Source organism: Caulobacter sp. B11 (assembly GCF_002737765.1).
Lineage (GTDB): Bacteria > Pseudomonadota > Alphaproteobacteria > Caulobacterales > Caulobacteraceae > Caulobacter.
The window spans coordinates 1-10,023 of sequence record NZ_PEGG01000162.1; the positions used below are offsets into that span (position 1 = coordinate 1).

Below are 10,023 nucleotides of genomic sequence, written 5' to 3' on the forward strand. Positions count from 1 at the left end.
AGAAGCGCGAGGACCGCGAGGAAATGGCCTCGGTGCGCGCCCGACCCGTTCGTGGGCCTCGGTGCTCAGCGCCTTCCCCGGAACCGAGATCATCGAGGTGCGGCGCATCCTCACCCCGAGGCGCCGCCGATCGAGCCGACGAGCTGGAAGACTAGAGATCTCCCTTCCCCCTTTGAGGGGGGAAGGGTCGGGGATGGGGGTGATGCGTTTCAGGATGGGGCCCGGCCTCGCCCAGGCCCGCCAAACGCTGTTACCCCCCCCTAACCCTCCCCCATCAAGGGGAGGGCGACACGAAAACGGAGCAGACCCCATGAAAGATCTCGGCGGCCTGATGAAGCAGGCCCAGGCGATGCAGCAGAAACTGGCCGACGCCCAGGCGCGGCTGGCCGAGACCCTGGTCGAGGGCACCTCGGGCGGGGGCATGGTCACCGTCACCCTCAAGGGCACGGGCGAGCTGGCCAAGGTGGTGCTGGATGAGACCCTGATCGAGCCCGGCGAGGGCGAGGTGATCGCCGACCTGATCGTCGCCGCCCACGCCGACGCCAAGAAAAAAGCTCGACCCGCCCAGGCCCAGATGATGCAGGACGCCGCCGGTCCGATGGCTGGCCTGATGGCGGCATGCCCGGGATGAAGTTCTAGCCCTTGGCCGCCTCCGCCGGACCCGAGATCGAGCGCCTGATCGCCCTGCTGTCCAAGCTGCCGGGCCTGGGACCGCGTTCGGGCCGGCGGGCGGCCCTGGCCTGCTCAAGAAGCGCGACACCCTGCTGGCTCCGCTGACCGCCGCCCTGGTCGACGCCCAGGCCAAGGTTCGCACCTGCTCGGTTTGCGGCTCGCTCGACACCTCCGATCCCTGCGCCATCTGCGCCGACGGCACGCGCGACCCGCGGCTGGTCTGCGTGGTCGAGGAGGTCGGCTCGCTGTGGGCCATGGAGCGCGGCCAGGCGTTCAAGGGCCGCTATCACGTGCTGGGCGGCTGCTGTCGGCCCTGGACGGGATCGGGCCCGAGGCCCTGCGGGTCGGCGAACTGCTGGGCCGGGTGGCCAAGGGCGAGATCGCCGAGGTCATCCTGGCCCTGCCGGCCACGGTCGACGGCCAGACCACGGCCCACTATCTGGCCGACCGGCTGGCGGCTTCCGGCGTGGCGGTGACCAGCCTGGCGCGCGGCGTGCCGGTCGGCGGCGATCTGGACTGGCTCGACGACGGCACCATCGCCCAGGCCCTCAAGGCGAGGCGGCCGACCTGAACCGAGGCATGAGGGGATTCCCTTAAGCGTCGCTGCGGACCTGACAGGTCTCTTCGCACATGCGAGATGAAACCGTCGCGGCGGGGCGATCCTCCTCCCGCCGACGGCGTATCGAGGCCATAGCCATGCTCTTCAAGCCCCACGAAAAGCCCCTCGCCGACGGCGAGACCGAAACCCCCCATGTCGCCAAGGTCGGCGTCCGCGATGCGGGCCACAACGTGACCAGCGCCGCCAATGAACCGATCAACGGCGTGATCGCCGACATCGCCGACGGCGACGACTGAGCCCGGCCCTCGCCGGCTGAGATGCTTCCAAGAGGGGCCGACTCCGTCTAGGAACGGAGCATGAACTTCTCCGATCCCTTTCTGATCCTCGCCCTCGTGCTGGCGGTCGTCACCATCGCCGCCGTCCTGTGGGCCCTGATGTCCCACGCCCGCGCCGGCCGGGCCGACGCCCGGGCCTGGCAGCTGAACGAAAAGCTGGTCCAGGCCGACGAGCGCGCCCGGTTGCTGGAAGACCAGTCGGCGACCCAGGGCGAGCTGCTGCGGGCCCAGGCCGCCCAGCAGGCGACCATGACGGCCAACACCGTGGCCGAGGCCCTGATCAAGCGCACCGAAGAGAATTTCCGCAGCCGCGAGCTGCTCAGCCAGCAGCGGCTCGAGGCTCAGCTGAAGCCGGTCGCCGAGACCCTGGCCAAGTTCGAGGCCCAGGTCACCGCCGTCGAAAAGGCCCGCGCCGAGGAAACCGGCGGGCTCAAGGCCCAGATCACCGCCCTGATGGAGGCCTCGGTCGCCACCCAGTTCGAGGCCCGCAAGCTGTCGGCCGCCCTGCGGCGCGGGGCCGGGGTGCAGGGCCGCTGGGGCGAGCAGACCCTGCGCAATGTCCTGGAGGCCGCCGGCCTCAACAAGCGCTTCGATTTCGAGGAGCAGTTCAGCGTCGACACCGAGGAGGGCCGCCGCCGGCCCGACGTCAAGGTCAAGATGCCGGGCGGGGCGGTGTTCGTCATCGACGCCAAGTGCTCGCTCAACGCCTTCCTCGAGGCCCAGGACGTCGAGGAGCCGATGCGCGAGGCCGCCTTCGTGCGCCACGCCGCCAGCGTCCGCGCCCACATGCAGGGCCTGTCGGCCAAGAGCTACTGGGACCAGTTCGCCGCCGAGGGCTCGCCCGACTTCGTGGCCATGTTCGTGCCCGGCGACGGCTTCCTGGCCGCAGCCCTCGACCGTCTGCCCGACCTGATGACCGAGGCCATGGACAAGCGGGTGCTGCTGGTCACCCCGACCACCCTGTTCGCCCTGTGCAAGGCGGTAGCCTATGGCTGGCGGGTCGAGGACCAGGCCAAGAACGCCGCCGCCATCGTCGCGGTGGGCCGCGAGCTCTACAAGCGCATCGCCGTGATGGGGGCCCATGCCGGCTCGGTGGGCAAGGCCCTGGAGGCGGCGGTCGGGCGCTACAACCAGTTCGTCGGCTCGCTGGAAAGCCAGGTCCTGACCCAGGCGCGGCGGTTCGAGGACCTGTCGGTCGACCACGAGGGCAAGGACATCCCCGAACTGGTTCCGGTCGAGAACGCCGTGCGGCCGCTGGTCAAGCTCGTTGACCGGACCGACCCGGTTGCGCCTCCGGTGGCGTTACCTTAGGTTGTTGGCATGTGGTTCATTGCAGGTATCGGGGCCGTCCTGGCCGGTCTCATCATGTTGGCCCGGCAGGGCTTGGCGGTTCTGAAGGCGCGGCGCACGGGCGTCCTGGTCAGCACGTCCTACGGCGCGCCGCGAATCGACCGCGCGGCGGAGCCCGAGAAGTTCGATCGTTTCATGGCCGCGCGGGCCAAGGGTTTGGTCGGCCCCGCGGTGCTGGTCTTGATCGGCCTTGGCTGGCTGGGCTGGAATATCCTCGCCCTCACCCTCCGAAGCTAGCGGCTCGAAACGTCGCAGGTTTGGCCCCCAGCCTTGACGGTCGGAAACGCGGCCCTTACCTGAGGGACATCATGGCCATACGTCGCATCCTTACCGTCGATAACGCCGCCGATCTGGCGGTGCTCAAGCAGATCTCCAAGCACGTGGCGGTCGTCGACGACGCCCTGCGCGCCCTGATGGATGACATGCTGGAGACCATGTACGACGCCCCAGGCATCGGCCTGGCCGCCGTTCAGGTCGGCGAGCCGATCGACGTGATCGTCATGGACCTGGCCCGCGAGGGCGAGGAGCCGACCCCGCGCTTCTTCGTCAATCCGAAGATCACCTGGGAATCCGACGAACTGGTCGCCTATGAAGAAGGCTGCCTGTCGGTTCCGGAATATTATGACGACGTCGAGCGCGCGACCAAGGTCAAGCTGACCTCGCTGAACTACCGGGGCGAAGTGGTCGAGGAAGAGGCCGACGGCCTGTTCGCCGTCTGCATCCAGCACGAGATGGACCATCTCAAGGGTGTGCTGTTCATCGACCACCTGTCGCGCCTGCGTCGCGACCGGGCTATCACCAAGGTCAAGAAGGCCCGCCGCGCGGCCTAGTCTGTTTCACCCTCTTTGCTGAAAGAGGGTCCCTGCCTACTTCTTCCCGTCGTCGGCCGTGGCCTCGTGGACTTCCTTCTTGGCGTCCGCGCCCGCGTCCTTGGCGGCGTCTCCGGCCTTCTCGCCGGCCGCCTTGGTGGCGTCGACGGCGTCGCCGGCCGCGGCCTTGAGGTCGCCGGCCACTTCCTTGGTGCTTTCCTTCAGGGCCGTCCCGGCTTCCTTGACGTCCGGGTCGCTGGCGATCTGGCCGGCGGCGTCCTTGATGTCCTGGCCGGCGGCCTTGGCGCCTTCCTTGATTTCTGTGGCGTGCTGGTCGGAACAGGCCGCGAGCGACAGGGCGGCGGCGGCGATCAGGATGAGGGCGCGCATGGAAGGTCCTCCTAAGGGGTCTGCCTTATAACGACCAGCCACGGTCAAGGTTCCGACTGCGGCTTTCCCCGGTCGAGCAGGGCGGCTAAACGGGAGCCATGCGCCTCGCCTTTCTCGGAACGCCCGAATTCTCCGTCGCCTGCCTGGCCGAACTGGTCGCCGCGGGCCACGAGATCGTCTGTGTCTATTCCCAGCCGCCCGCGCCGCGCGGCCGGGGCCAGGACCTGCGGCCCTCGCCGGTCCACGCCTTCGCCGAGAGCCTGGGCCTGCCGGTGCGAACCCCGGTCTCGATGAAGACCGCCGACGAGATCGCCGCCTTCCAGGCCCTGGATCTCGACGCCGCCGTCGTGGTGGCCTTTGGCCAGATCCTGGTGCGCGAGGTGCTGGACGCTCCGCGCCTGGGCTGTTTCAACCTGCATGCCAGCCTGCTGCCGCGCTGGCGCGGGGCCGCCCCGATCCAACGGGCGATCATGGCCGGCGATCCTGTCACCGGGGTTCAGGTCATGCGGATGAGCGAGGGGCTCGACGAGGGTCCGATCCTGATGTCCGAACAGGTGCGGATCGACGCCCTCGACACGGCCGGCAGCCTGCACGACAAGCTGGCCATCGTCGGTTCGCGCATCCTGCCGGTGGCGCTGGCCGCCATCGAACGCGGCGGGGCCCGCGAGACGCCGCAGGGCGAGGACGGCGTGACCTATGCCAAAAAGATCAAGTCGGCCGAGGCCCGTATCGACTGGACCCGTCCCGCCGCCGAGGTCGACCATCACATTCGCGGCCTGTCGCCTTTCCCAGGCGCCTGGTTCGAGGCCCCGTCCGAAAAAGGACCCGTCCGGGTCAAGGCCTTGCTGTCACAGGTCGAGGCCGCGGACGGCGCGCCGGGCCAGGTGCTGGACGACGCCCTGCTGATCGCCTGCGGCGAGGGCGGCGTGCGCCTGCTGAAGGCTCAGCGCGAGGGCAAGGGCGTCCAGGCGGCCGACGTCTTCACGCGCGGCTTTCCGCTGAAGGCCGGGACGATCCTGGCCTGATGCCCCGCTACCGCCTCCTTGTCGAATATGACGGCCGGCCCTATTGCGGCTTTCAGGCCCAGGCGACCCTGCCCTCGGTGCAGGGGGCGATCGAGACGGCGGTGAAGGCCTTTTGCGGCCAGACGATCCGCATCGTGGCGGCGGGACGCACCGACACCGGCGTTCACGCGACCAGCCAGGTGGTGCATGTCGACCTGGAGCGAGACTGGCCGGCCCAGACGGTGATGAACGCCCTCAACGCCCACCTGACCCGCGAGGCGGTCAGCATCCTGGACTGCCAGATCGCGCAGGGCGACTGGCACGCGCGATTTTCGGCCAATGAGCGGCGCTACCTCTACCGCATCCTCAACCGTCGCGGCCCGCCGGCTCTCGACAAGGGCAAGGTCTGGCATGTGAAAAAGCCGCTGGACGCCGAGGCCATGCAGGCGGCCGCCCAGGCCCTGGTCGGGCTGCACGACTTCACCACCTTCCGCGACATGCACTGCCAGGCCAAGTCGCCGCTGAAGACCCTCGACGTCGCGCGCGTTTGGCGAGCCGGCGACGAGGTCTGTCTGGCGTTCGAGGCGCGCAGCTTCCTGCACCGCCAGGTGCGGTCGATGACCGGCACCCTGGTCGAGGTCGGGATCGGGCGGTGGAGCGCCCAGGATGTGAAGACCGCGCTGGAGGCCAGGGACCGCACGACCTGCGGCCCCGTGGCTCCACCCGACGGGCTATATCTGGTCGGGGTCGGCTACGGCGACTGAGCCGCGCGGGCGGGGTCTAGTCCATCAGTTCGGCGGGAACCTTGCCGCCGTTTTCCGACAGCTTCCGGATCACCTGCCGGTGCAGCCAGATGTTCATCGTCGCGCTGTCGCCCTTGTCGCCGGTGTAGCCGAGCTCGTCGGCCAGGGCCTTGCGCTCCGATAGAGAGCTCTCCAGGCCGACCAGTTTCATCAGGTCGACGATGGAGTGACGCCAGTCGAGCTTTTGCGGGCTGTCCGCCGCCAGCTCATCCAGCACCGCGGTCACGTCCACGACCTGGGGCCGGGGCGGAGCTGGCGAGATCGGCGCGGCGCTGGGCGTCGGCGTCGGGGCGGGCGCGGGAACCGGCTTCACCGCGCTGGTGGTCGGGGCCGTCTTCGACGCGTGGCCGAAGATCTTGCTCATGATGTTGCTGAAGATGCCCATGTCGCGCTCCTGAAGGTTGGAGCCGATCAACGCCCAGGACGGGTGGTGGTTCGACGCGGGGTCGAAGTCCGTGCTGGGCAAGGGGATCGACCCTTCGCCCGCCAGACGCATCGCGCCGTGGCCGGGTGGGCGATAGGGCCTGACGCGGGTTCAGCGCTTGGTGGAGGGCCTGTTCTGGGCGCGATCCGCCAGCAGGGTGGTGACCTGCCCATAGGCCACGGCCAAGCCGAAAGCGACGAAACTGACGACGACGAGAATGAGGAAGGGGTTCATGAGGGTCTCGCTTTAAAAACGAGACCAAGATCCCAGATGCCCTGAAAAGCGCCTTGATTTGGCTCAAACCGCCGGAAAATGGCGCGCGGCGCGGCTTAGAGCACCGAACAGCTGGTCAATTGCGCGAAGGCCTCGAGCGCCGCCGTCCCGACCACCGAGGTGCCGAACCGGTCCAGCTCCGGCGACCACACCGTGACCACCGCCTTGCCCGGAACCACGGCGACGATGCCGCCGCCGACCCCGCTCTTGGCCGGCAGGCCGACCCGATAGGCGAAGCTGCCGACCGAGTCATAGATCCCGCAGGTCATCAGCAGGGCGTTGAGGCGCCGGGTCAGGCGGTCGGGAAAGATCGTCTCCTGAGCCACCGGCGAGAACCCGCCGGCCGCCAGGGGCAGGAAGGCGCGGCTCATCTGCCGGCAGCTCATCGACAGGGCGCACTGGCGGCAATAGGCGGCGACCACATCGAGCGGATCGTGGGTGATCGTGCCATGGCCGCGCATCAGGTTGGCGATCGCCCGGTTCTGGTGGGCATGGGCCAGTTCCGACGCCGCCACGGCCTCGTCGATGACCAGGGCCTGGTCCGACAGGAAGCCGGCGAAGTCGCGCACCAGGGCGGCGGGGTCGGCGGTCCAGTCCAGCAGCATGTCCGTCACCGCCAGGGCCCCGGCGTTGATGAACGGATTGCGCGGCACGCCGCGTTCCGCCTCCAGCAGGGCCAGGTGATTGAACGGCGTGCCCGAGGGCTCCTTGCCGACCCGGGTCCAGACCTCGTCGCCCATGCGGTTGAGGGCCAGGCCCAGGGAAAACACCTTGGTGATGCTCTGGGCCGAGAACGGCTCGTCGGCGTCGCCGATCACGTGCTCCTCGCCGGCCACGGTGCGCACGGCCATCCCGAACTTGCCGCCCGGCACGTCGGCGAGCTCTGGAATATAGTCGGCCGGTCGGCCCTTGCCGAAGTGCGGCCGGACCAGAACCGCGACCTCGGCCAGAACGTCGGGGATGGACAGGGCCTTCATGGGCGGGCCGCCCGAACCATCAGGCGAAGGCCGCGAAATAGCGGCGGATCAGGGCCTCATAGGCCTTGGCCAGGTCGCGGATCTCCTGGACCGGAACCCGCTCGTCGACCTGGTGCATGGTCGAGCCGACCAGGCCGAACTCGACCACCGGGCACAGGCTGCGGATGAAGCGCGCGTCGCTGGTGCCGCCGGTGGTGGACAGCTCCGGCGCCCGGCCGGTGGCCTCCTCGACGGCGGCGACGATGACGTCGGTGAAGGGGCCAACCTTCGTCAGGAAGGCCTCGCCGCTGATCTTGCACATCACCTCGGCGCGGGCCTTGAAGTCCTCGGCGGCGGACGCGCACTCGGTCTCGATCCAGGCCTGCAGGTCCTTGCCCCTGTGGGCCGGATTGAAGCGGATATTGACCCGGGCCCGGGCCGTCGACGGGATCACATTGGTGGCGGTATTGCCGACATCGATGGTGGTGACTTCCAGGTTGGACGGCTGGAAGCCCTCATAGCCCTCGTCCAGCACCCGGCTCTGCAGGCGCGACAGGATCGTGACCAGCATCGGGATCGGATTGGCGGCGCGATGCGGATAGGCCACGTGGCCCTGCTGGCCTTCGACGGTGATCCAGGCGTTGATGCTGCCGCGCCGGCCGATCTTGACCATGTCGCCCAGCAGGCTGGCGCTGGTCGGCTCGCCGACGATGCAGTGGTCGATGATCTCGCCCTCGGCCGCCAGGGCCTCGACCACCTTGACGGTGCCGTCCTCGGCCACGCCCTCCTCGTCGCCGGTGATCAGGAAGCTGATCGAGCCGGGGTGCTCGGGCGTTTTGCCGACGGCCGAGACGAAGGCGGCGATGGCGCTCTTCATGTCGACCGCGCCGCGGCCATAGAGCACGCCGTCCCGGATCTGGGCCTCGAAGGGTCCGGCGGTCCAGGCGGCGTCGTCGCCGACCGGCACCACGTCGGTATGGCCGGCGAAGCACAGGTTGGGCCGGGCGGTTCCGCGCCGGGCGTAGAGGTTCTCGATCTCGCCGAACTTCATCCGGCGGCAGGTGAAGCCCAGGGCGTCCAGCTGGCGCTGCAGCAGGTCCATCGCGCCCTCGTCGGCCGGGGTCACGGACGGACGGCGGATCAGGGCCTGGGCGAGGTCGACGGGGTCGATACTGACAGAAGCAGGCGCGGGACTGGTCATGATGTTGGCTTTAGGCTTCCCTCCGGCTGTACGCAAACCACGCAAGTCTCTTCCACGGACCCGGCATGCCCAAGATCGACATCGACGCCGCCCCCACCCGTTTCGGCACGGCCTATCCGCCGCCCTACGACGCGCCGTGCCAGGGCCGCCAGCGCTGGAAGCTCGGCGACGCGGCGGGCCTGACCCAGTTCGGCGTCAATCTGCTGCGCCTGCCGCCCGGCTCGTGGACCAGTCAGCGTCACTGGCACACCGCCGAGGACGAGTTCACCTGGGTGGTCGAGGGCGAGGTGGTGCTGGTCGAGAATGACGGCGAGACGATCCTGCGGGCCGGCGACTGCGCGGGATTCAAGGCCGGGGTCGCCAACGGCCACCATATCCAGAACCGCTCCGACCGGGTGGCGGTGCTGCTGGAAATGGGCACGCGCGCGCCGCAGACCGATGGCTGCGACTATCCCGACATCGACCTGATCCTGCGCGAAGGCGAGGAAGCCTACCGCCATCGCGACGGGACGCCCTATGCGGTCGAGGCGGGTCGCAAGCGCTGATGTTTTCGGCGAGGTCCGGCGGGCTTGACGGGCGTCAAGGCGCGACGGGCGCGTGGCGTCACGGTGCGGCCCATGCTTTGGTCGGGCGCGCTTGATCCCGGCCCCGGAGAACGATCCATGCCCACCCACCGCGAACGTCACCTGATCGAACGCATCGGCTGGCTGCGGGCCGCCGTGCTCGGGGCCAATGACGGCATCGTCTCGACCGCCAGCCTGATCGTCGGCGTCGCCGCCGCCGCCCAGGGCCGCGGCGAGATCCTGGTGGTCGGGGTGGCCGGACTGGTCGCCGGGGCCATGTCGATGGCGGCGGGGGAATATGTCTCGGTCAGCTCCCAGGCCGACACCGAACGCGCCGATCTGGCCCGCGAGAAGGCCGAGCTGGAAACCCAGCCGGCCTCCGAGCTCGACGAACTGGCGGGGATCTATGCGGCGCGCGGGGTCGAGCCGGCCCTGGCCGCACCGTCGCCGCCCAATTGATGGCCAAGGACGCCCTGGGCGCCCACGCCGCGACGAGCTGGGCATTTCGAAATGACCACGGCCAGGCGATCCAGGCCGCCCTGACCTCCGCCCTGACCTTCGCGGGCGGCGCGGCCTGCCGCTGGTCGCCGCCGTCGTGGCTCCCTCTCGGCCGTGATCGTGCCGGCGGTCTCGGTCGCCTCGCTGCTGTTCCTGGCGCTGCTCGGCGGATCGGCGCCCAGGCCG

Annotated in this window: 13 protein-coding genes and 3 pseudogenes; 11 read left to right on the plus strand and 5 right to left on the minus strand. The window is 69.4% G+C overall.

All coding sequences use genetic code 11. From position 1 onward, the window contains the following. Positions 1–310 precede the first annotated feature (310 nt). From CSW58_RS07725 to def, 6 genes and pseudogenes are all read left to right on the plus strand, one after another. A pseudogene (locus CSW58_RS07725) lies at positions 311–639 on the plus strand (YbaB/EbfC family nucleoid-associated protein). Between the two features lie 3 nt (positions 640–642). Continuing rightward, a pseudogene (gene recR / locus CSW58_RS07730) lies at positions 643–1,243 on the plus strand (recombination mediator RecR). Between the two features lie 125 nt (positions 1,244–1,368). Further along, positions 1,369–1,527, plus strand: a complete 159-nt coding sequence (locus CSW58_RS14325; RefSeq protein ID WP_099446901.1) for a hypothetical protein — start codon at positions 1,369–1,371, stop codon at positions 1,525–1,527. Positions 1,528–1,587: 60 nt separating this feature from the next. After that, entirely contained in the window at positions 1,588–2,877 is a 1,290-nt protein-coding gene (locus tag CSW58_RS07740; RefSeq protein WP_099446902.1) for a DNA recombination protein RmuC, read from the plus strand. A 9-nt stretch (positions 2,878–2,886) separates the two neighbouring features. Beyond that, positions 2,887–3,153, plus strand: coding sequence for a hypothetical protein (locus CSW58_RS07745; RefSeq protein WP_099446903.1), 267 nt, complete (start codon positions 2,887–2,889; stop codon positions 3,151–3,153). Positions 3,154–3,224: 71 nt separating this feature from the next. Then, positions 3,225–3,746 carry a peptide deformylase gene (def, locus tag CSW58_RS07750; protein ID WP_099446904.1) on the plus strand — a complete coding sequence of 174 codons (522 nt, stop codon included), beginning with the start codon at positions 3,225–3,227 and terminating at the stop codon, positions 3,744–3,746. A 36-nt stretch (positions 3,747–3,782) separates the two neighbouring features. On the opposite strand, the gene CSW58_RS07755 is transcribed toward def, so the two are convergent. Then, positions 3,783–4,115 (minus strand): cell surface protein, encoded by a 333-nt coding sequence (locus CSW58_RS07755; protein WP_099446905.1) that lies wholly within the window; start codon positions 4,113–4,115, stop codon positions 3,783–3,785. A gap of 98 nt (positions 4,116–4,213) precedes the next feature. Here CSW58_RS07755 and fmt point away from each other — a divergent pair, with 98 nt between their 5' ends. Both fmt and truA read left to right on the plus strand, forming a co-directional pair. Beyond that, on the plus strand, positions 4,214–5,140 hold the full coding sequence (gene fmt / locus CSW58_RS07760; RefSeq protein ID WP_099446906.1) for a methionyl-tRNA formyltransferase: 927 nt from the start codon (positions 4,214–4,216) through the stop codon (positions 5,138–5,140). Then, positions 5,140–5,883, plus strand: coding sequence for a tRNA pseudouridine(38-40) synthase TruA (gene truA / locus CSW58_RS07765; RefSeq protein WP_099446907.1), 744 nt, complete (start codon positions 5,140–5,142; stop codon positions 5,881–5,883). Before fmt ends, truA begins: the two co-directional genes overlap by 1 nt. 16 nt (positions 5,884–5,899) lie before the next feature. On the opposite strand, the gene CSW58_RS07770 is transcribed toward truA, so the two are convergent. The 4 genes from CSW58_RS07770 to dapE all read right to left on the minus strand — a co-directional run bounded on the left by CSW58_RS07770 (position 5,900) and on the right by dapE (position 8,776). Then, positions 5,900–6,388, minus strand: coding sequence for a DUF3597 domain-containing protein (locus CSW58_RS07770; protein ID WP_236627710.1), 489 nt, complete (start codon positions 6,386–6,388; stop codon positions 5,900–5,902). A gap of 69 nt (positions 6,389–6,457) precedes the next feature. Beyond that, positions 6,458–6,580 (minus strand): hypothetical protein, encoded by a 123-nt coding sequence (locus tag CSW58_RS15745; RefSeq protein WP_255406565.1) that lies wholly within the window; start codon positions 6,578–6,580, stop codon positions 6,458–6,460. Positions 6,581–6,675: 95 nt separating this feature from the next. After that, complete coding sequence (locus CSW58_RS07775; RefSeq protein WP_099446908.1) at positions 6,676–7,596, minus strand: glutaminase; 921 nt, start codon at positions 7,594–7,596, stop codon at positions 6,676–6,678. A 19-nt stretch (positions 7,597–7,615) separates the two neighbouring features. After that, complete coding sequence (gene dapE, locus CSW58_RS07780) at positions 7,616–8,776, minus strand: succinyl-diaminopimelate desuccinylase (RefSeq protein ID WP_099446909.1); 1,161 nt, start codon at positions 8,774–8,776, stop codon at positions 7,616–7,618. A gap of 65 nt (positions 8,777–8,841) precedes the next feature. Here dapE and CSW58_RS07785 point away from each other — a divergent pair, with 65 nt between their 5' ends. The 3 genes and pseudogenes from CSW58_RS07785 to CSW58_RS16160 all read left to right on the plus strand — a co-directional run. Then, on the plus strand, positions 8,842–9,321 hold the full coding sequence (locus CSW58_RS07785) for a cupin domain-containing protein (protein WP_099446910.1): 480 nt from the start codon (positions 8,842–8,844) through the stop codon (positions 9,319–9,321). Between the two features lie 117 nt (positions 9,322–9,438). Continuing rightward, complete coding sequence (locus CSW58_RS16155) at positions 9,439–9,798, plus strand: VIT1/CCC1 transporter family protein (RefSeq protein ID WP_369825112.1); 360 nt, start codon at positions 9,439–9,441, stop codon at positions 9,796–9,798. Beyond that, positions 9,798–10,023: pseudogene (locus CSW58_RS16160) on the plus strand (hypothetical protein); the annotation flags it as partial. The gene CSW58_RS16155 and the pseudogene CSW58_RS16160, both read left to right, overlap by 1 nt.